The organism is Salinimicrobium catena, assembly GCF_900102915.1.
Lineage (GTDB): Bacteria > Bacteroidota > Bacteroidia > Flavobacteriales > Flavobacteriaceae > Salinimicrobium > Salinimicrobium catena.
In genome coordinates this window covers 692,319-713,788 of sequence record NZ_FNGG01000001.1, presented here as the reverse complement: position 1 = coordinate 713,788, position 21,470 = coordinate 692,319, and the positions used below count along the sequence as shown (strand labels likewise).

Here is a 21,470-nt window from a genome sequence, read left to right as displayed (position 1 = left end):
TTAAAATCTTAGATAAACATGAGCGTAATACGTGGTACCCAGGCCAAACCAGTATTTAGGGCCGAACAAAGCATTTTCCCTCTCCCTGTCCTCTTTTAGCAGGGTGTAATTCACATTTCGCGATTGTTCATAACCGCCGGTGACGTATTCGGAATCCAGAAGGTTGTTGATGCTGAAAAATACTCCTACATATTTATCCTTCAGCCTCCAGGATTTCCCGCCTACCAGGTTAAGAAGCGTGTAATCATCCAACTGTTCCTGCTGCAGCAGATTTTTGGCCGTACCCGGGTCATAATCGACTATGGGAAGTTCGTCGGCATCGGTGACAAAATTCTTTGTCCTGGTGAGCGGTGCCACATCTATAAAAGCATGAGAAAAGTAATTAAAGGTAGAGGCTATCCACCAATAGTCGGGATCGCGGTATTCAAAGCCTATCTGCCCAACCCGTTGCGGACCTCCAGGTACATGATAATTCCGAAGAAAAGATTTCCCCAGCTCCCTTGTTTCAGTGAAATCATCTGAAGTAAGGTACAGCCGCGGGTTACTGCTGTAGATGTACTCTCCAATAGAGCCTGCAGCTTTCAATTTTAAGGTAGAGGTGACCGGTACCTCAAAACCGAATTCCACCCCCAGATGCCGCCGATCAATACCTGTGAGAACTTCCTGCACAAAAGCGGTGGTGTTGCCGCGCCCGAGGCCTGAAATTCCATCGGCAAAATAAAAAGAGAGCTCTGTGCCGTCTTGAAAATTACCATAGAAGCCTGTAATTCTTCCCTTCAGAAAAGAGGAGCGAAAAATGTAACCCAGATCAATGGAAGTAACGTTTTCACTTTCCAGGTTTTGGACCACCAAATTGTTCTGCCGGGAATTCGAAAAGGAATTCTGAAGCGTGGGTGGTTTTGTAAAATACCCTACATCAAGATCAAGAATATGTCTTCCGGAAAATTTATAAACCAGTCCACTTTTAATTCCGTAGTTCCAAAAATCCAGCAGCTCACTCTTCCCAAGAGAATTTTCGGGAAAATTACCATTCTGGTAAAGGCCGTTTCTTAGATACCGGGTATAGAAAGCTTCAGCACCTACATAGGAGTCTACTGTTTTTGAAAAATACTGCAGCTGTGCAAAGGAATCTACAGTCTCTGCCGATAATTCATAACTATATTTAAAGCGGTCATCTTCTCCCACCAGCCGATTTGGAGTTAACAGGTTGTTCTGGGCTTCAGAGCCTTCAGAAAAAGAATCCACATCGAGCCAGGCCTGTACTCCAAAAAGATCAAGAACATTAGCAAAATTGTCACTTTCAAGAACCCTGAAATTGAGTGCCGCGTTCAAAGTGAGATGCGTATTCAGTTCTGAAAGCAAAATGGAACTGGCGGAGAGCTGTCTGTCGTCACTTCTATCTTCATACAATACATACAGGGCATTTCCGCCTGCAGCCATAGAGGTCTGGTTTGCCAGGTATAACGCCTGCCAATCCAATTGCCCGTCAGCAAGAAAATCTTCTTGAGCCAAATAGGCGCTGCGATAATCAGGGTCTGTGGTATTTTGCAGAAAGTAAGAGGGCATTTTCTGATAATAAGCAGGATCGGGATTGCTGCCTCCTCCTACAAAGATCTCCTCCCCGTTTGGACCGGTAACCAGCCTGCTTCCACCGTAATCAATACGGCTGTTGCCTACCTTCCCGAACTGATAGGCCAGGTTGGTATTAAGACTGGTTCTATCCGAAAATTTCCAAATGTGATTCAGCATAAATACCGGTTCCTGGATCTTTCTGATCCTGCTGTTCCTTATCTCTCCCTCCTGCAGTCCCCAGTATGAATTATACCTGTTGCCTTTCAGATCGTAAACTTCCCGCGTGTTGGGAGAATTCTTACCGCGGATATTGGGAGTGTAAAAACCGGTGAAATTAAGACTATGAGCCTCACTAAATTTCTTTTCTACGGAAGCAAAAAATGAATTGGCATCGTATATACTGCCTTCTATATAACTTTCTTCAGCAAACCTTCGGGCTACAGATACTGAAAAAGCCCAGCCGGCTTCATTCATCCCGGTATGGTAGCTACCCATAAGCCTTCCGGAATATGCGCGATTTGCTGCGGCCAGAGATATTTTTCCCCCGGGGGCATATTCTGAAGCGCGCATAATGATGTTGGTGGTTCCCGCAATACTTCCGAAGGCAACATCAGAAGGATCCAAACCTCTTGAGAAAACCTGGTTGCGCTGCACATCGTTCAGTCCGCCCCAGTTGCTCCATTGCGGCCTGCCGTTAAAAAATTTGTTCATCTCCACCCCATTTATGAGCAGTGTTGAATATTGACTGTCATAACCGCGGGGTCGGAAGAAGGCAGGGCTAAAATCAAAGGCGGCCGCATTTAAAAAAATGTCCCGGGATGCTTGCAGTAAACCGGAAACATTTACGTAGCCGCCATCCTCTTCATCCAGCTCCTGGTCAGAAAGACTGATCACTGCTGTCTGCTGCTGAACTTCCAGCAGGTCGGGCTTAAGGTAAATAGTCTTCAGGTTCTTTTGTTCTTCGGAAATGATAACCGGATAGCGTTTTGTAAAATAAGTGCTTCGGGAAAATTCCAGGAGCTGTTCTCCTAAAGGAAGATTTCCGCTGAAGGAAAAATGTCCTTCTGCATCTGTTTCCTTTAAAAAAGCAGTACCGGTTATTTTTACCAGAACTCCGGGAACGGGTTTTGACGTCTGCTCATCCAATACCCTTCCTTCCAAAGAGGCGGTTTGCGCAGAGGCAGTAAAAGAATAAAAAGAAAGTAGTAACAGGAGCTCCCGCCTGACTTGTAAAAATTTATCCATAATAAATTAACAGGGGGAGTCATTATTTATGAAACAATATTACATTAAAAAATCTATCTTTGAACCGCTCCCTTTTGTTTTTAACAATTTATTATCCAGACACTTAACATGCAAAGGAGCAGATCCCATCTTTTCATAATTTTCATTCTCTGTTGCTTTTCTGAAGGCATTTTTGGGCAGGAAAAAAAGGAGTATAACATTACTGCTGTCGCCTTTTACAACCTGGAGAACCTTTTTGACATCTACGATGATCCCAAAACTTTTGATGATGATCGGACTCCGCAAGGAAAAGACCGCTGGACTGAAGCAAAATACCGGGACAAGCTAAAGAACATGGCCTATGCGATCAGCAGGATCGGGTTTTCAGAAACAAATGCTCCACCTGCAATTATAGGAGTATGTGAGATAGAAAATCTGCAGGTTCTCGAAGACCTTGTTGCAGAACCGGCTTTAGAACCCTTCAATTACGGAATTATACATTATGATTCGCCTGACCTGAGAGGGATAGATGTTGCCCTGCTGTACCGGAAGCAATTGTTCATGCCGGAGCATTCCGTTTCACATGAACTGATCTTATATGATCCAGAGGAACCTGATAAACGGGTTTATACCAGAGACCAGCTGGTGGTCGCCGGACTATTGCAGGGAGAGCGAGTACATGTGATCGTTAATCACTGGCCATCCCGAAGCGGTGGCGAGAAAGCCAGCAGCCCGAAAAGGGAAAAAGCCGCACTGCTGAACAGGCAGATCGTGGATTCGCTTTTTCGGACAGATCCTTATGCAAGAATTATTTCAGTTGGGGATTTTAATGATGATCCGCACAACAAAAGCCTGAAAAAAGTACTGGGTGCAAAATCAGAAAAAAAGGAGGTCGGGTTTAAAGAACTGTATAATCCCATGGCCGCGTTAGCCAAGAAAGGTATTGGCAGTTTGGCATATCGTGACGGCTGGAATCTTTTTGACCAGATCATCGTCTCCAGTCCCTTTTTGGATTCTGATTATTCCCGTTTTACTTTTTATAAGGCGGGAATTTTTAACGAACAGTTTCTGGTGACCCCTTCAGGCCAGTACAAAGGATATCCCTTCCGAAGTTTTGGCGACGGGGGATTCACCGGAGGATATAGTGACCATTTTCCGGTGTATGTTTTGCTGATCAAAGAAAAACCTTAGAACCAGGCACCCCAGGGAATCCTGGAAAGAACGAATACCAGCGCAAGGGTGTAAAAAATGGCCAGCATCTTGAACTTTGGACGGGAAGTTAGCTTCTTCTTATGCTTTGAGTAGCCAACAGTAATTAACACCACCGCCAGGATCATCATAAGAGGATGCTCTACAAGGTACAGCCTCAGAGTTGAGTCTTTCATCACCTCTCCCATTCCGCCTTCAGAAAAGGCGTTAAAATAAGGCGAAACAAAATAAAGTATAAGCCCAATTAAAAGCTGTATGTGAGAAACGATCAGCGTAAAAAGAGCGATTCTGAAATCTGTGGCTGAATATTCCTTTTTGGAGAAAAACCCGATAAGGGAATTAATAGAGGCGATCACAAGAATAAGGAGCACCAAATAGGCCCACCAGGAATGAATAAAGAAAACGGTAGAGTACATAGATTATGTTTTACGGGTAAAGGTAACTTTTTTGTATAAAAAAACCGCCCCTGAAAAAGGGGCGGTTTAGATATCATATTAGAAAAATGTTACTGCCACTTATTTTCAGCAGGTTCTCCGCCCCAAATAAGGGTCGCAAGGTATGGATTATCAATAAATGGATTTCGGTTCCCCTGGGCGCTTTCTATCACGTTATTGCGCTGAACTTCAAAACCAGAAACAGGATCTTCAGCATTCCATCTCAAGAACATTTCCAAAGTTCCAACATCGCTAAACGGTTCCCCATACCTGATGTGAATATACATCACCATTCTGGCTACATCTCCTATCCATTCATCACCCGGATAAAAAGTTTCCTCTCCCACAAGGCCATACTCGCCAGAACTTTCTACATAAGGATAATTTAATCTTAAGGAATTAAGGTCGGCATCGGCTACGCGCATGTGATGCATATCGTTCTCTGCCATTTCATTACCTCCCAGATAAGATTGCGGATAGATATGTTCTGTATTAAAAGTTTGTGGCTCATAATCATTCCAATCAGACCAGTATTCCTCCCAATATCTGGATTCTCCGGAATACATCAGGATCACATTGTCTGGATTATTCAAATCCTCATCTGCCTCATAAAGATATTCATGTCTTTCACCGTAAGAATTCAGAGGTTGAGTATGTTTATCGGTTGTAAAATCGGAAATAAAAGCAAGATTGATCTCCTGATTTGAGCTAACGGCAAAATCACTGTAGTAATTCTGGAGTGCAGCCGGAACATTCATAGTTATTCTACCATACACCCTTACAGTGACGGTACCTGTCGCACATGTTGGCTCAGGCTGATCATTATCGCATATGGTATAAAAAAATTGATCTTCACCTGTAAAACCTTCGGCAGGTATATAGGTCACACTTCCATCTTCATTGAGCAGAACACTTCCAGAAGAATTATCCCCATTTACAGAAGAAATTGTGCTTCCATCCACGAGTGCATCATTAGCCAGCAAAGTTTCTATGGTTATACTCAAGGATTCCATGGTGCTCACGCTGTCATCAGTAGTTTCAGGATCACCTCCATCTACTACTTCTAAAATAACTTCTGCTGAAGAACATCTTTCAGAATCACCTGGGACGCACAGCGTATAAGAAAAGGAATCCTCTCCTACGAAATCTGCTGGAGGTGTATAGGTGTAGGTGCCATTACGGTTATCCTCTATTGTTCCCCCTTCTGTGGTCTGGGAATCAAAACTCATGATCCTGGAATTTTCGACAATTTCATCATTTTCCGTAAGGTCGGCAATAATTGTCTCCTCATTTTCATAGGCCATTCGAGTATCATTATTGGCGACAGGGCTGTCTTTTAGTTCAGGCTCTGGTCTTGGTTGTGGTGATTCTTCACCGGAACACCCAATTAAGACTAGACTTATCACCACATAGTATAACTTCTTCATCAATTATTGTTTTTACAAAGGTATTATTAAAAAACCTCTTGCCTAAAATAGACAAGAGGTTTTTACTTATATCAAAGGAAGGAGAATTATTCGTTTATAACCCAACCTTCTTCGGTTTTAATAAGGCTAGTTTGCATGGTAACTGTGGCGCCGTTATACACTGCATAGCTAAGTACATACTTCTGACCTATTTCGGCATTTGGGTTTATTTCGTTCAAGAAAATGTTGAAAGCCTCAAGCAACATTTCGTCGGACCAGTAGTTATCTGAACTCTTTCTAACATCAAAACTTCCAAAGAAACCAGCATTATCAGCTGGACCAGGATATTTATCGATCAACGCTGAAGAAATGATTCCAAAATCGGCTTTAGTTAAGGTGTATCTGATTGTATTATCAGGTACCCAATCATTTCCATCATGACCAAATTGTAATGACTGAGTAAGAAGATTATTGTATACTTCCCAGCTAGTACCGTTGAAAATAAAATACTTAACGAAGCTTACGGTTTTATTCTCTTCAGTATTCCCATCCTCATCAATATCATAAATATCATCAGTGTACAATTTGTACATTACTGGCACTATAGCGCCTTTTTCTTTTGGCTCGTATTTGAACTTTTCTTCCAAGTAAATAGGGATCTTAGTTTCTGCTTCATCTTCATTTGAGAAGTTTGGATAACTTTCTCCCATGGCAGCATATTCATCGTCAGTGAATCCAAAAGCATAAATCCATTCGCCATCAACTAATAAGAATCCATCATTACGCTCAGTAGTCCGTCCATCATAATAATCATAAGTAAGAGAGACTAATGTTCTGTTAGCCACATCTCCAAATTTGTCTTCGACGAGGTCAAACACCTGCCACATGCTATCGAAGTTTGGATAGGTATCGTCTCCATAAGTAGCATAATCTGTTTCGTTAGCATAATAAACGATCAGGTCTTTTTCATCCCTCTTTGGAGCGTAGATATCAAAAACAACGTTCACAGAAGACTCAGCACCAAAGCTTGGAAAAACATCATTAAGGACAACAGGGATTAATTCTTTTGCTTCCTCAACGCTACCAAAGTTTGCAAAAGAAAGATCTAAAGTCTCTTTATAATCATCTTCAGTAAGAGTATAAGAATCTATAGTTCCTGCAATCTTACCTTCAATATCGGCATCAATTTCATCATGGATATCCTCCATGGGTTCACAAGAGGTGAAAACCAGGCCTGTGAACAAGAATAGTAAATAGAATATCTTTTTCATCTTGTATTATTTAAAATTTAATTTTTGCTCCCACAGTATACGTGCGTCCAAAACCGTAATATACCTGTGCAGTACGGGCATTCGACTGCGGTCCGTCATCAGCTACTGCAATATACTCAGTATCAAGCAAATTATTGACGTTTCCTATTAATGTTGCCTCAAAATCTCCGAAGGCAAAGTTGTGTGTTAGACCGAAATCTACCACTCCATAAGCGGGAACCTCCCACGGCATGTAACCCTCATCAACATTATTAGGATCAAAATCTGCAAAAAGATTGTCGTAGTAGTTATAATCCATTCTGACATTTGTTCCTGGTAGGGCTTCATAATTAAAGCCTAGAGCAAATGTATGTTGAGCTGAACCTCCAACAGGAACATCCTGAAGTAGTAAACTAATTGGAGAATCTGGATTTAAAACATCCTGGTTCTCATCATACACAAATACATCAGTCACATCACTATCCCAGTTCCAGTCTCCAATAGAGGCCATACCGGTAATGGTAAGAGTAGAGAACGGTCTGTAAGAGAAATCTACTTCAATCCCCTGGTGCAATGCATCTACTCCTAGAATATTCGCGAAGTAGGTCTGATCGCTAGCCCTGTCAAAGTAAGACTGAGTAAAGGTTCTATCACTCCAACGAGTGCTATATACGTTTACATTAGCTCTGAAACCAGTACTTCTGAAACCATATCCAAGTTCAGCACTGAAGATCTTCTGGTTCTCCGCATCTTCGTTAATATCATTTTGGAAATTTTGGAAAACGGCATTGAAGAAAGGTGCTTTTTCAAAATAACCAATATTAGCAAACACGTTATGATTATTATCAATGTTATAGTTAGCCCCACCTTTGGCGCTGTACCCGAAGAAGTGGATAAAATCTGTTTCTTGTTCAGGATCACTATCAAGATAGTTGAAATAATCAACACGTTTGTAAGAAGTGTTTGAAGCCGCTAAAGAAACAAAAGCAGACAGGTCATTTTCTGAATACTCCAATTGAGCAAATCCTCCTTCCCAAAGGACAATTCCATCATTGTAGTAACTCATTTTATCTCCTACTCTAGCAACGTTGTTAGGATTATTAATATCGCTATCTTCTAACCAGTATGTCCCTCCTAAAAGATCTTTTACTTCTCGAAAATGCTCTCCTTTATAGTACCTGAAATCTACTCCTCCAAGCAATTCAATAGTCTCTGTAATTTCTGTGGAAAGAGTAGAAAGGGCTCCATACCATTTGTGGTCATTGCGCGAGTTGTAAAGAATTGTTTCTGAACCAAGATCTCCGTTTTCAACATTCTCAGCAACTACTAAATCCAAATTAAATGGTTGTAAAAATCCGTTTCGATAAGGAGAGTCAATGCTTCTTAAATCTGCATTACCCTGGTATCCTCCACCTCCACCGGTACCAAAAGAAGCGTACAAAGCGGTAGATAGATTGGTTCTTTCAGATATATCCCAGTAATGGTTTAAGGACATTTGAGGCTTGTGATAGAAGTTATCCTGGATATGGGTTACCTCTCCATTTAAATACCCCCAGTCACCGTTAAATTTAGTTCCTCTTTCACTCAATCTGTAAGTTTCGATTAAGTGCTGAGTTTCACGTTGACCATGTTCTTGCGGCGCACCAAAAGCCGTAAAAGAAAGCTGGTGGTCATCACCAAAATCTTTAGCGATATTTACAAAATAAGAATAGGCTTCAAATTCAGTTCCATCAATGTATCCGTTTCCGGTAGTTTTTGAAGCAGAAACTGTCGCTGCCACTCCGTTATCAAGAACTCCTGTAGAAACAGTTGCCCCGAACTTCATATATCCGTCATTTCCTGTAGTTGCAAAAAGGTTTCCACCTTCTTCGGCATCGGTAGTTTTTGTAACAATGTTCACAGTACCACCAATAGAAGGCACGGCAACTTTAGAAGCTCCAAGACCTCTTTGAACCTGCATAGAGCGAGTTACATCAGAAAGTCCGGCCCAGTTACTCCAGTAAACACGACCATTTTCCATATCGTTTACAGGAACACCGTTGATCATTACAGCAATGTTCTCTGAGTTAAACCCTCTCAATCTCAATTCAGCATCTCCAAATCCACCTCCTTGTTTAGTAGCATAAACACCAGGAGTAGACTTCAGGATCTCAGGAAATTCCTGGTTCCCAATTTTAGTTTCAATGTCTGCTGCTTTAATAGTAGAAACAGCAACAGGAGTTTTTCTGTCAATAGCTAAGGAGAAACTGGTAATTACAATTTCTTCAAGAGCCTCAGAATCTGGCGAAAGGACAATACTTCCAAGATCTGTAGTAGCTCCATTTGCTACTGTAAAAGGGATCACTTTACGTTCGTAACCCACAAAACTAACTTCAATTTCTCCGGAGGTCTTGTCTACTTCTAGAGCAAAGTTTCCGTCAAAATCGGTGACAGTACCATTATTGGTTCCCACCACCATAATGTTTGCACCTGGAAGCGGTCCTTCCATCTCAGAATCAACTACCTTACCAGTAATAGTTCCCTGTGCAAAAATTGTAGCTGACGTTAAGAATAACGCTAATGCTAAAAATTTCCTCATTGTGTAATTTGTTTGTGTTTAAAATGATAGTGCAAAAGAACGCATTTTTTGAAGAATAGCTTTAACTGAATGTTAAGAATTTTTTTCGGAAGCTAATTCTCTAACGGCCAGAAGTTAAAAATAAAAAAAGCCCTTTATTTACAAGGGCTTGCAAACAAAGGGCTCATCGGAAAAATTCCGATATTTTCTACTTAAGGAAAAATTTTAACATTTTTTTTGTGGAAGAATCATGTTCCTGAACGTCATTCTCTTCGATCTCGTTTAGAATTTTCGAGGCCAGCTGCTTTCCAAGCTCTACCCCCCATTGATCATAACTATACACATTCCATATCACTCCCTGCACAAAGATCTGGTGTTCGTAAAGAGCTATTAGCTTTCCTAAACTTTCAGGAGTAAGTTCGTTGATAAGGATAGTGGTAGTTGGTTTATTCCCCTCAAAAACCTTGAACGGAAGCAGTTTTTCAATTTCCTGCTCAGACATTTTCTTTGACTCCAGTTCTTGCCTTACCTCATTAGAGGACTTCCCGGCCAACAGAGCTTCGGTTTGTGCAAAGAAATTAGCCATTAACTTGTTGTGATGATCCTTCTCGTTATGTAAAGAACGCTTAAAGCCGATAAAATCCGCAGGAATCAATTTTGTTCCCTGGTGGATCAACTGGAAGAAAGCGTGCTGAGAGTTCGTTCCCGGTTCTCCCCAAACAATATTTCCGGTTTGATAATCAACTTTGTTACCATCTCTGTCAACCCCTTTACCGTTACTTTCCATAATGGCCTGCTGCAGATAGGCAGGAAAACGATGAAGGTACTGAGTGTAAGGGATGATGGCCTGAGTTTCGGCTTTAAAGAAATTGTTGTACCAAACCGTCAAAAGTGCCAATTGCACCGGAATATTTTCTTTGAACGGAGTTTCCCTAAAATGTTCATCCATCTTTCGGGCACCGGTTAGCAGAGACTCGAAATTATCATAACCTACCGAAAGACTAATGGACAAACCAACAGCGCTCCATAAGGAGAACCTGCCGCCAACCCAGTCCCACATAGGGAAAATATTTTCGGTCTCGATCCCAAACTCTTCTACCGCAGGCACGTTGCTGGAAACGGCCACAAAATGTTTGGCCACCGACTCGGCCGGCGCTTTTTTCCTGAACCAGCTTCTAATAGTTGTAGAATTGGACAAAGTTTCCTGCGTCGAGAAAGATTTGGAAACGATGATGAACAGAGTGGTTTCAGGATTAAGATCTTTGATCACCTCCTGCACGTGATCTCCGTCAACATTAGATACAAAGTGCACCTTGAGGTGGTTCTTGTAGTACTCTAAAGCTTCTGTCACCATCACCGGTCCCAGGTCAGATCCGCCGATACCAATATTTACCACATCGGTAAAAGCCTTGCCTGTATATCCCTTTTTGGAACCTTCAATAACATCGTTACTAAAAGTTTTGATCTTTTCCTTTACCTCAAAAACTTCTGAAGTCACATTTTCGCCGTCTACCTCTACATGCGCATCTTTTGTTTCACGCAATGCGGTGTGCAAAACAGCTCTGCCTTCTGTTCTGTTTATCTGTTCCCCTCCAAAATACGAACCTATCGCCTCCTTAAGCCCGGTTTCACTTGCGAGCTCCTGCAAAAGGCTCTGAGTTTCGCGGGTAATAAGGTTCTTGCTGAAATCTACATAGAAATCCTCCCACTCTAATGTAAAAGCCTCAGCTCTTTCAGGATCATTCCTAAACTCTTCTTTAAGGCCAAGTTCCCTTAAAGCAGTATAGTGTTCTTCTAATTTTTTCCAGGCCTCTGTACGTGTAGGGTTGGTATGTTTCATTAACTGGTGGTTATATTTCTGTATTGATCTGTTGAAATTCTATTTCTCCCAACTCTGCTTTTAATGGCTCAATGGCCGCAAAATAGGACGGGATATATTTTTCTTCAATTGGTTCTGCCGCAGGTAAATTCTGTCTGAAAGGATCCACCTGTCTGCCGTTCACCCAAAATCTATAGCACACGTGCGGACCTGTAGCCAGTCCGGTGCTGCCCACATATCCAATAATATCTCCCTGCTTCACACGCTGCCCTGTCTTAACGGCGCGCTTTGACATGTGCAGGTATTGTGTGGTATAGGTACCGTTGTGTTTTACCTTCACATAATTTCCGTTTCCGGCTGTATACGAAGAAGCGATCACTACTCCGTTAGCTGTACTCCAAATAGGGGTGCCATGTGGTGCGGCATAATCTGTTCCTTTATGTGCTTTCCATCTTTTTTGAACCGGGTGATATCTCCTTGGACTGAACCTGGATGAAATTCTGCTGAAGTTAAGCGGAGCCTTCAGAAAGAAGCTTTGTAAAGGACGGGCTTTTTCATCATAGTACTCTCTTGTTCCGGAAATGGAATCTGTAAGGAAATTAAAAGCATAATATGGCTTCTCCTGGTGGTAAAAAACGGAAGCTTCTATATTTTCAATTCCGGCGTAAATGGAATCATTGATATATCTCTCATTATAGACCAGTTTGAAACGATCTCCTTTTTGAAGTCTGAAGAAATCAATACTCCACTGGTATATGTTGTTCATCTCGTGGGCCAGCAGGTAATTCAATCCTTCTTCCTCGATGGCTTCTGAAAGACTGGAACTGATCACTCCCGAGACGGTTTTTTTGGTAATGGTTACCGGCTTTTTGGCGGTGTAGGCAGAAATGCTATCCCCAAGATTGACCACGGTATAATTAATAAGGTCGTTCTCGTAAATAAAGACTTTCGGGGTTTGTGCAGAGTCATTCTCCTTAAGGATCACGTAAGGTTTTCCAATTACTACTTTACGCGGATTGAAAGTGTCCTTCACCTTTTCCACGATCTGGAAGATCTTACCGGGATTTACCCCATGGCTGCCCAGAATGATCCCGAAACTGTCACCAGAGCGTACAGTGTCCCGCACTACTTCAAAATCGTTCAGGACATAACCGTACTCCTTCACGATTTTTGGAGCGGGTTTTTCGATAGTGTTATCGGCTATTTCAACTTTTTTTGGCTCATCATTACAGGCCGTAATAGCCATCATCAACAGTAGCAGGTAACTTAGTTTTCTCAATGTATGTTCATTTTTTTGTTAAACGTTTCATCAACCCATTCTTTGCCCCATTCTTTCATTTCCTCTTCGCTCCATAGTTCTGGAAAAAAGGAAATACGTTGGAAGCTCGGCGGAAGGAAATCCTTCCAGTTCGTGCCTCCGGTAGCTGCAACCGCACCTTTTTTGCTCATCAGGTAACGATGAGCAGCCCCAATGTGCATGAGCAGCCAGTTAACATTGACCGTTACGTCTAAAGTACGCAACGCCTCAACTAAATTTTTATTGTTCTTATCTTCGGAAGAAAGCTGCTGGTATTTTTCATACAGCGTCCTGTCCTTCACCCGGTTCGCCAACCTTAGGAAACGCGGGGTATATTCTTCTTCAAATTGCTTTAAGGTCAGCGTTTTTTCGCCTGAAGCCAGATCTGTAGCTCCTCTTTTCCAGTAGATGTTCTCATAAAGTTCTTCTACAGAATGCTCTCCGCTGAAGTCTTTCCGCACATCCATGTGCACCAAATTTTCAAGTGGAGTGGAAAAAATCTCGATCATCCTGAATTGCCCCGACTGGAATCCGCTGGCGGGAAGCAGCGCCATCCTGAACTTCAAAAATTGCTCTTTATCCATCCCCTTGATCATTACGTCAAACGAGTGGGTAAGTATCCTAAAATACCTCACCAGCCTGTTCACTTTTTCAGTAAAAAAAGCGACAGATATATCTTCAGCCTCAACTATTTGCTCCTGTTCATGGATGATGAGATTAAAATACAGTTCGGTGATCTGGTGATAACCTATGAATATTTTCTCATCGGGAAAATGTGTCCTGGTATTCTGCAGGCTCAGTAAAGTGTCCAGACTGATGTAGTCCCAGTATGTAAGATATTTGTCATACAGCAATCCGTCAAGATATGAACCCAGGTCCTGCCCGGAATTTTTAAATTTTTCTTCCAGTTGCCGGACCTTTTCGGCAATCTCAGGTTTGATTTCCTTCATTATTTATTTCATTATGATCTTTAGCGGATGTTTCAGGCCTTTAAAGGCATCTATATCTGCATCTAAAGAACCAACGGCAAGATCGGCTTTGATCTTTACCGGCATGCGGTTCTTATCATCGCTAACCCAGATCGTGAGGCTCTCTTTTTCCTTGAACACCCTGCCTGCCAGCACATAAGGTTTAAATTTTAGCGTTGCAATATTACCCAATTTTGTCTTTACGACCTCCCTTCCGAGGAACTTTAACTTAAAATCGTGGTTCTCATTATCAAAGAACATATTCATGGTCATCATCTCCCCGGGAGAGATATTATCAACATCCAGGTTATTCCGTAGATAATAGAAGGAGGATAACATATCCTGCACATTATTTTCTATGGAATAAGTCTCCCTGGTGTTGTGCTTTTTATTATAGACATGGGCAGTTTTAGCGCTGTGATCAAAATCTATCTGGATATCCTTCGTATGTCCGCCTTCATCGATTTGCCTGATGAACCTCAAAGGCGCACCGTTTTCTTTTTGAATATAAGATTCGTAATTGTCATCTACCTTGAAGAAAAGGTGAAGCAAACCGGTAGATTTTCCCTTTCCCACTACATGGTAAACAGGTTTGTTCCAAAGGGTGGTCTCTTTTACCTCAAGAGTGGCATAACTGGCGTTAAACATGCCATAATGTATCCTGAACCTGAACCATTCTCCCGTATCATATGCCTGATGCGATTGCTGGGCAATAGAATTAAAGGTAAGCAGTAAAATTACAATTGTAATTATATATCTCTTCATATGCTAAGCTTCTTTGGTTTTCGGGGGAATTATAATTACAATTTCTGTTCCAAAGGTATTAAATCAAAAAAACCCCGTCAAAGGCTGACGGGGTTTTTAATCTTATTAACCAACTAAAACTTAAATTATGAAAAAAATTTATTTTTTCTCAATTCTGGTAACCACTCCAAAATTGCGGTGCAAAAGTCTTTCATTTGTGCGTAGTACGCAACAAGAAAATTAATTTTAACAGAACACCGATTAAAATGGAATTTTTTTAAGTTTTAATCTATCAATTGTTTATTTGATTGATTATTTTATAATGTTCCCCGTAAATTCTGCTCTCTCTCAATGGCTTCAAAAAGGGCTTTAAAATTACCTTTTCCGAAAGATTGCGCTCCTTTTCGTTGAATGATCTCAAAGAACATGGTCGGCCTGTCCAGTACCGGCTTGGTAAATATCTGAAGTAAATAACCTTCATCATCCCTGTCGATCAACACTCCCAGCTCTTTAAGAGGTTCGAGGTCTTCATCGATAGTTCCCACCCTGTCAAGAACGTCATCGTAATAATTTTCAGGAACGTACAGGAACTCCACTCCGCGGTCTCTTAGAGCGGTCACGGTTTCTATGATATTGTCGGTAGCCACAGCTATGTGCTGCACGCCGGCACCATTATAAAAATCTATGTATTCCTCGATCTGTGACTTCTTTTTACCTTCGGCCGGTTCGTTGATAGGGAATTTGATCCTTCCGTTACCGTTACTCATCACCTTACTCATCAACGCGGTATATTCAGTAGAAATATCTTTATCATCAAAAGATACAAGCTGCGCGAAACCCATCACTTTAGCATAGAACTCACACCACTTGTTCATCTCGTTCCACCCCACGTTGCCAACCATGTGGTCAATGTACTTCAAACCAACATCCTTCACTTTAAAGTTTGGCTTATACTTTTTATACCCGGGAAGAAAAGGCCCGCTATAGTTCTTTCTTTCCACGAAGACGTGTACGGTCTCTCCATAGGTATGGATTCCTGAAAGCACCACGTGGCCATGCTCATCTTTAACTTCTTTTGGCTCCATGTAAGACTCAGCGCCACGCTTGGTGGTTTCCTCATAACTCTTACGGGCATCATCTACCCAAAGTGCCACAACTTTCACCCCGTCACCGTGTTTATCGATGTGGGCGTTGATCTCACCTCCCGGTTCAAGAGGAGAAGTAAGGACCAGCCTTATCTTACCTTGCTGCAGCACATAAGACACCCTGTCTTTGCTGCCGCTTTCCAAACCGGAATAGGCTACCGGTTGAAAGCCCCAGGCCTGCTGATAATAATAGGCTGCCTGTTTGGCATTACCTACATAAAGTTCCACGAAATCTGTTCCCAGGATCGGCAAAAAGTCCTCTGCCTGCGGGACGGTCTTTTTTATTTCTGCTGTGTTCTCTGTTGCCATAATTCTTATAATTTATTCGGAAGGGCTTATCTGCCCTACTCTTATTATTCTTTACTTTTTCTGAAAAATATGCCCAAACATAAAGTTTTTGGGAGCTTCTCACAAATCAATGCTCCAGCCAGGACTGGTGATAGCTCTCATCGGCTATTTCCATAGCGTCTTCTGTAAGCTTCAACGGCTTGAAGGTATCTACCATCACCGCCAGCTCTTCGGTCTCTGTTTGGCCAATGCTTCGTTCCACGGCTCCCGGGTGCGGCCCATGCGGAATACCCGCAGGGTGCAGCGAAATATGCCCTTTTTCAATATCGTTTCGGCTCATGAAATCACCGTCAACATAATACAACACCTCATCACTATCAATATTACTGTGGTTGTAAGGCGCAGGAATGCTTTCCGGGTGATAATCATACAGCCTTGGCACGAAAGAACAAACCACGAAAGCATCTGTCTCGAAGGTCTGGTGTACCGGTGGCGGCTGATGGATTCTTCCTGTTATTGGTTCAAAATCATGAATGGAAAAAGCGTACGGATAGTTGTACCCGTCATATCCCACCACATCAAAAGGATGCGAAGCGTAGACCATGTCAAAGATCTGCCCCTGTTTTTTTACTTTCATGAGAAACTCTCCGTTCTCGTCATTAGTCTCAAGCTCGTAAGGCTGACGGATATCCCTTTCACAAAATGGAGAATGCTCTAGTAACTGCCCAAAATAATTCCTGTACCTCTTCGGCGTGTAGATAGGTCTCCTCGACTCCACGATGAACAACCTGTTCACCTCATCATCAAAATCGATCTTATAAATGGTGCCCCGCGGAATGAGCAGGTAATCCCCATATTTGAAATCAAGATTTCCCAGATGAGTCCTTAGCTTTCCGGTTCCCTGATGGATGAAGATCAGCTCATCTGAATCTGAATTCTTATAGAAATAATCCTTCGTGGATTCCTGAGGTGAAGCGAGTACAATATCCACGTCGGAATTGGTCAATACTGTTTTCCGGCTTTTCAGGAAATCGGGTTCAGGTTTGATCTGGAATCCCCTGAAACGATAGGATTTAATATTGTGCTCTGCAGCGATCTTTGGCCGGGCATCATAGCTCCCCTTGATCTCTTTCACCTGGGTGGGCCGCTGTTCATGATACATATTGGTAGACATCCCGTCAAAACCAATGGTTCCAAAAAGCTGCTCGTAGTACAGGCTTCCGTCAGGTTTTTTAAATACGGTATGCCGTTTATGCGGGATCTTTCCCAGTTTATGATAAAATGGCATTTTTCTAAATTTTTTGTTCTGAAAACGTTTGCGAAGATGAAAAATTCAATTAACTCTTCACATTTTATGATCAACTACAAATATCTGAAAATTTTACGTTTATTTCAGTTAAAGGAGGGCTAAAACCAGAATCCCAGGCTGAAGTACCACTGACTCTCCTTCAATTCGGGAGAAATGGAATATTTAACCTCCAGGGGTCCAATAAAAGTATCCAGCGAATATCCTAAAGCATATCCGGAGTAATCCGGAATGGTGAACCAGTCCCCGTTAAGGAACAGCCCGTTCTCCACATTGGCATAGTTCGCGCTTAAGATCAGGTGGTTCTTATCCAAAAATTCATAGTCGAGCTCAATCAGGCCTTTAGTAAAACTATCGCCCGAAAGGCCAATGAAATCATATCCGTAGAAAGGGATAAAGGTGTTGATGAAGTCATTTCCGTAGCCACCCAGGAAGAAATCAAAAATATTATTCCGGGTACTCCCTATCCTGAAACCTGCTTCCGCAGAGATCCTTGTTCTAAAGTGATAAAAAGGGGAAAAAACGTAGCCCATGCTTCCTTTTAGCACCGAGAAAGGTGAAAAGATCTCCTGGTAATCTGTGGAATACAGGTACCAGTGAAAATCGCCATCGAAATAAAAACCTTTTGTAGGGAAGTATTTATTGTCAAAGCTATCCAGTTTTAAGGTTCCGAATCCGCTGTAATAACTGCTTTTATCGAAAACACCGGCTGAACCGTCCTCAGCCGGATCAGCCCCTATGGTTTGCGAGGCAATATCCAGGTATTTATGCTCCAGCCCCACTCCCAGCGAAAAAACCTGTTTAAAAAGGGTTTCTGCGTAGATCTGGCTGGTATAATCCTGGTAATCCACTTCAAGCAGGTTTATCCCGCTGCCTTCCAATCCCGCATTTTCTCGGGCAAAATCAAAGGAAACATCTTTGCTAAAGCTATTGTACCTGCTCCTTAATCCAACGCTCCAGTAAAAGCCTTTATCCAGGTAATAATTAAAATTATACCTGAAGTTATCCCCCAGCACCACATCAAAGGACGCTACATCGTTGGTCTCTAAAAGGCTTTTTCGGGTAAGGTTTAACAAGGCGCCGCTTTTATATACATTGTCGTAGTGCACCGCCAGGCGCAACAGCATCTTGTTGGGGTTCTCTTCCAGTTGCAGCACCAGCACATAGCCGTTGTTTACCGGCACCAGCTGGTAATTGATGCGGTTGAAATTTCGGGTGGCAGAAAGGTTATTTATCCCCAGTTTCAGGTCTTTGTAAGACACAGAAGTCGGATATTTAAGTTTTAGTTTTCCTAAAACATATTCCCGGGGATAAGAAGTATTGCCTTCAATGCGAACATCAGTGATCAAAATGGAATCCACAGGCGGGATCTTGTTCCGCAGAATTCCCGGATCCTTTTGTCGCGCCGCGATTTCTTTTAGGGCGTCTAATTTTTTTTGAGCAGCCTCCTCCCCAACTTCTATGATCTCCTGTCCTCGATCAAAAGACATTACTGTAAACGGCTTTATATCGGGATCTATATACACATCGGTCTTGGTGATCTTTTCCCGCATATCTTCGATCGTGCTGAAATTGCTTATCTGGGTGAGGATCTCAAAGACCGAGTTGAGATCTTTCCTAACCGCCAGTGTATCCTGCACATCTATGCCAATAATGACATCGGCGCCTCTTTTTCTCAGCTCCTCCACCGGAAAGTTGTTCACCACTCCCCCATCGGTCAGCAGCCTATTTCCTACCAGCACCGGGCTGAACAAGGTCGGGATGGCGGCACTTGCCGAAATCGCCTGCGGAAGATAACCGCTGTCCAGAATAATCTCTTCCCCGGTTTCAACATCGGTAGCTATCGCCAAAAAAGGAATGGGAAGTTTACTGAAATCATGTATATCCTGTACGTGCAGGGTAAGCTTTGACATCAGGTTGTAAACGTTCTGGCCTTTTGATAAAGCTGAAGGAAAGGAAATTTTAAAATCATCAAAAGGAAGCGTAATGGCATATTTTTCAGCATCCCTTTTTTCATAAAAGGTCTTTGCAGCCCGCGGAAGTTCATCCTGGATAAGAATATTGAAGTTAGTCTCGTGAAAAATGCTGTCCAGTTGATCTGCCGAATAACCGGCCGCGTAAAGCCCGCCAATAATGGCTCCCATACTGGTGCCGCCAATATAATCAATTCTCACCCCGGCCTCCTCAATAACCTTCAGCGCCCCAATATGCGCGAGCCCTTTGGCGCCACCCCCGCTAAGAACCAATCCCACCTTGGGATCATCCTCCTGGCCAAATAGATTGAGGCAGGTGAAAAAAGACAGTATGAGAAGGGTCTTTTTCATTTTTGGGGATGGTAATGCTCATAGATGATCCTGGCCCTGGCATTTCCAATGACTCCGGCAAGACTTTCTTCGGAAGCTTCTTTTACCCTCTTTAAAGAACGGAAATTTTTCAGTAACTCCACCACTGTTTTCTCCCCGATTCCGGCGATGTTCTCCAGCTCGGTATTCAATGCGGTACTGCTGCGTTTATTGCGGTGAAAAGTGATCCCGAAACGGTGGGCTTCATTCCGAAGATGCTGAATGATCTTGAGGGTCTCCGATTTTTTATCCAGGTACAACGGAATAGAATCTCCGGGATAGAAGATCTCCTCCAGCCGCTTAGCGATACCGATAATGGCCACTTTTCCTCTTATCCCCAAGACATCAAGAGCCTTGACCGCCGAAGATAACTGACCTTTTCCTCCGTCTACAATGATCAACTGCGGCAAAGATTCGCCTTCGTCCAGCAAGCGGCGGTATCTTCTAAAAACCACCTCTTCCATAGAGGCAAAATCATTGGGGCCCTCCACGGTCTTGATATTGAACTTGCGGTAATCTTTCTTGCTGGGTTTTCCATTTCTAAAGACAACACAAGCCGCCACAGGATTGGATCCCTGTATATTGGAATTGTCAAAACATTCTATATGGCGCGGCTCTTCAGTGAGCCGCAGGTCCTGCTTCATCTGCGCCATGATTCGGTTCACGTGCCTGTCTGGGTCCACGATCTTCATCTGCTTAAAGCGTTCCTGCCTGAAGTATTTCGCATTACGGGTAGAAAGTTCCACTATCTGCTTCTTGTCTCCCAACTTGGGCACGGTCACTTTGATCTGCTCGCCCACGTCAACCTTAAAAGGCACATAGATCTCCCTGGTATGGCTGTTGAAACGCTGCCTAATCTCAGTTATTCCCAGCTCCAGCAATTCCCGGTCACTTTCATTGAGCTTTTTCTTCATCTCGATGGTGTGCGACCTGATGATGGCCCCATGGGAAAGCTGAAGGAAATTAACATAGCCGTAGCCCTCATCGCTCACGATGGAAAACACATCCACATTGTTGATCTTGGGATTGACCACAGTCGATTTCGCCTGGTAATTCTCCAGCACTTCGATCTTGGTCTTGATCTTCTGCGCCTCTTCGAACTCCATATTTTCGGCGTGCTCTTTCATCTGTTTCCTGAACTGCTGCAAGGAGTCCTTAAAATTCCCTTTTACGATCTGCCTTATGGCCTCGATCTTCTTGAGGTATTCAGCCTCGCTCTCGTAAGCTTCACATGGCCCCAAACAGTTCCCCAGGTGGTATTCCAAACATACTTTGTATTTTCCGTTCCTTATCTTTTCTTCGGAAAGATCGTAATTGCAGGTGCGCAGCTGGTAAAGTCCTTTGATTAGTTCGAGCAGAGTGTTCACGGTTTTAAAGCTGGTGTACGGTCCGTAGTATTCACTACCGTCTTTCACCAGTTTTCGTGTAGGAAAGACCCTCGGAAAACGTTCATTTTTGATGCATATCCAAGGATAGGTTTTATCGTCCTTGAGCATGACGTTAAACCGCGGCTGATGTTTTTTGATAAGATTGTTCTCCAGCAACAAAGCATCGGTTTCCGAAGAAACCACGATATGTCTTATCTCGTGGATCTTTTTCACCATCACCCGAATACGATGACTGTCGTTGTTCTTAGTGAAATAGGAAGTCACCCTTTTTTTCAGGTTTTTTGCCTTCCCCACATAGAGGATCTTCCCGTTCTTATCAAAATACTGGTATACTCCCGGACTGCTGGGAAGTGTCTTCAACTGTAGTTCTACATTACTGTTGCTCATGGACTCCAAAGGTAAAATATTAAAGAACGGCAGATAAGCATCACGGCCCTCCAATTTGTTAAAATTTTTCCAAAAACCGTGGCCCGCAGCAGCTTGGCCTGCTTATCCGCTTCGGAAAAAGCTTCAGTTAAAAT

General features: G+C 42.7%; 14 protein-coding genes. 1 reads left to right on the top strand and 13 read right to left on the bottom strand.

Annotation, left to right across the window (positions count from 1 at the left end; genetic code table 11):
• Positions 1-2,817, bottom strand: coding sequence for a carboxypeptidase-like regulatory domain-containing protein (locus BLS64_RS03230; RefSeq protein ID WP_093111648.1), 2,817 nt, complete (start codon positions 2,815-2,817; stop codon positions 1-3).
• A gap of 108 nt (positions 2,818-2,925) precedes the next feature.
• Between BLS64_RS03230 and BLS64_RS03225 the strand changes: the two genes are divergently transcribed.
• A complete protein-coding gene (locus BLS64_RS03225; RefSeq protein ID WP_176763413.1) occupies positions 2,926-3,987 on the top strand; it encodes an endonuclease/exonuclease/phosphatase family protein in 1,062 nt (353 codons plus the stop codon).
• On the opposite strand, the gene BLS64_RS03220 is transcribed toward BLS64_RS03225, so the two are convergent.
• The 12 genes from BLS64_RS03220 to uvrC all read right to left on the bottom strand — a co-directional run bounded on the left by BLS64_RS03220 (position 3,984) and on the right by uvrC (position 21,336).
• The gene (locus BLS64_RS03220) at positions 3,984-4,421 is read right to left on the bottom strand and encodes a hypothetical protein (RefSeq protein ID WP_093111646.1); all 438 of its coding nucleotides are present in this window, start codon (positions 4,419-4,421) and stop codon (positions 3,984-3,986) included. The genes BLS64_RS03225 and BLS64_RS03220 overlap by 4 nt on opposite strands.
• 89 nt (positions 4,422-4,510) lie before the next feature.
• The gene (locus BLS64_RS03215; RefSeq protein ID WP_093111644.1) at positions 4,511-5,866 is read right to left on the bottom strand and encodes an endonuclease; all 1,356 of its coding nucleotides are present in this window, start codon (positions 5,864-5,866) and stop codon (positions 4,511-4,513) included.
• 86 nt (positions 5,867-5,952) lie between these two features.
• Complete coding sequence (locus BLS64_RS03210) at positions 5,953-7,116, bottom strand: hypothetical protein (protein ID WP_093111642.1); 1,164 nt, start codon at positions 7,114-7,116, stop codon at positions 5,953-5,955.
• A gap of 10 nt (positions 7,117-7,126) precedes the next feature.
• Positions 7,127-9,673 (bottom strand): TonB-dependent receptor, encoded by a 2,547-nt coding sequence (locus BLS64_RS03205; RefSeq protein WP_093111640.1) that lies wholly within the window; start codon positions 9,671-9,673, stop codon positions 7,127-7,129.
• A 187-nt stretch (positions 9,674-9,860) separates the two neighbouring features.
• A complete protein-coding gene (gene pgi, locus BLS64_RS03200; RefSeq protein WP_093111638.1) occupies positions 9,861-11,492 on the bottom strand; it encodes a glucose-6-phosphate isomerase in 1,632 nt (543 codons plus the stop codon).
• A gap of 10 nt (positions 11,493-11,502) precedes the next feature.
• A complete protein-coding gene (locus BLS64_RS03195) occupies positions 11,503-12,750 on the bottom strand; it encodes a M23 family metallopeptidase (protein ID WP_176763412.1) in 1,248 nt (415 codons plus the stop codon).
• Positions 12,747-13,718, bottom strand: coding sequence for a tryptophan 2,3-dioxygenase family protein (locus tag BLS64_RS03190; RefSeq protein ID WP_093111631.1), 972 nt, complete (start codon positions 13,716-13,718; stop codon positions 12,747-12,749). The genes BLS64_RS03195 and BLS64_RS03190 overlap by 4 nt, the downstream gene beginning before the upstream one ends.
• Positions 13,719-13,721: 3 nt before the next feature.
• The gene (locus tag BLS64_RS03185; protein WP_093111629.1) at positions 13,722-14,501 is read right to left on the bottom strand and encodes a DUF3108 domain-containing protein; all 780 of its coding nucleotides are present in this window, start codon (positions 14,499-14,501) and stop codon (positions 13,722-13,724) included.
• A 296-nt stretch (positions 14,502-14,797) separates the two neighbouring features.
• Complete coding sequence (gene hppD, locus BLS64_RS03180; RefSeq protein ID WP_093111627.1) at positions 14,798-15,934, bottom strand: 4-hydroxyphenylpyruvate dioxygenase; 1,137 nt, start codon at positions 15,932-15,934, stop codon at positions 14,798-14,800.
• Between the two features lie 106 nt (positions 15,935-16,040).
• Positions 16,041-17,201, bottom strand: a complete 1,161-nt coding sequence (locus BLS64_RS03175; RefSeq protein ID WP_093111625.1) for a homogentisate 1,2-dioxygenase — start codon at positions 17,199-17,201, stop codon at positions 16,041-16,043.
• A gap of 119 nt (positions 17,202-17,320) precedes the next feature.
• Positions 17,321-19,543, bottom strand: a complete 2,223-nt coding sequence (locus BLS64_RS03170; RefSeq protein WP_093111623.1) for a patatin-like phospholipase family protein — start codon at positions 19,541-19,543, stop codon at positions 17,321-17,323.
• Positions 19,540-21,336, bottom strand: a complete 1,797-nt coding sequence (uvrC, locus tag BLS64_RS03165) for an excinuclease ABC subunit UvrC (protein ID WP_093111621.1) — start codon at positions 21,334-21,336, stop codon at positions 19,540-19,542. The genes BLS64_RS03170 and uvrC overlap by 4 nt, the downstream gene beginning before the upstream one ends.
• Positions 21,337-21,470: the final 134 nt, after the last annotated feature.

Excerpts from the sequence above, each read along its gene's own strand:
- hppD (WP_093111627.1), bottom strand. The coding sequence starts at position 15,934 with ATGGCAACAGAGAACACAGCAGAAATAAAAAAGACCGTCCCGCAGGCA.
- BLS64_RS03170 (WP_093111623.1), bottom strand. The coding sequence starts at position 19,543 with ATGAAAAAGACCCTTCTCATACTGTCTTTTTTCACCTGCCTCAATCTA.
- BLS64_RS03205 (WP_093111640.1), bottom strand. The coding sequence starts at position 9,673 with ATGAGGAAATTTTTAGCATTAGCGTTATTCTTAACGTCAGCTACAATT.
- BLS64_RS03185 (WP_093111629.1), bottom strand. The coding sequence starts at position 14,501 with ATGAAGAGATATATAATTACAATTGTAATTTTACTGCTTACCTTTAAT.
- BLS64_RS03210 (WP_093111642.1), bottom strand. The coding sequence starts at position 7,116 with ATGAAAAAGATATTCTATTTACTATTCTTGTTCACAGGCCTGGTTTTC.
- BLS64_RS03215 (WP_093111644.1), bottom strand. The coding sequence starts at position 5,866 with ATGAAGAAGTTATACTATGTGGTGATAAGTCTAGTCTTAATTGGGTGT.
- pgi (WP_093111638.1), bottom strand. The coding sequence starts at position 11,492 with ATGAAACATACCAACCCTACACGTACAGAGGCCTGGAAAAAATTAGAA.
- uvrC (WP_093111621.1), bottom strand. The coding sequence starts at position 21,336 with ATGAGCAACAGTAATGTAGAACTACAGTTGAAGACACTTCCCAGCAGT.
- BLS64_RS03190 (WP_093111631.1), bottom strand. The coding sequence starts at position 13,718 with ATGAAGGAAATCAAACCTGAGATTGCCGAAAAGGTCCGGCAACTGGAA.
- BLS64_RS03175 (WP_093111625.1), bottom strand. The coding sequence starts at position 17,201 with ATGCCATTTTATCATAAACTGGGAAAGATCCCGCATAAACGGCATACC.
- BLS64_RS03225 (WP_176763413.1), top strand. The coding sequence starts at position 2,926 with ATGCAAAGGAGCAGATCCCATCTTTTCATAATTTTCATTCTCTGTTGC.
- BLS64_RS03230 (WP_093111648.1), bottom strand. The coding sequence starts at position 2,817 with ATGGATAAATTTTTACAAGTCAGGCGGGAGCTCCTGTTACTACTTTCT.
- BLS64_RS03220 (WP_093111646.1), bottom strand. The coding sequence starts at position 4,421 with ATGTACTCTACCGTTTTCTTTATTCATTCCTGGTGGGCCTATTTGGTG.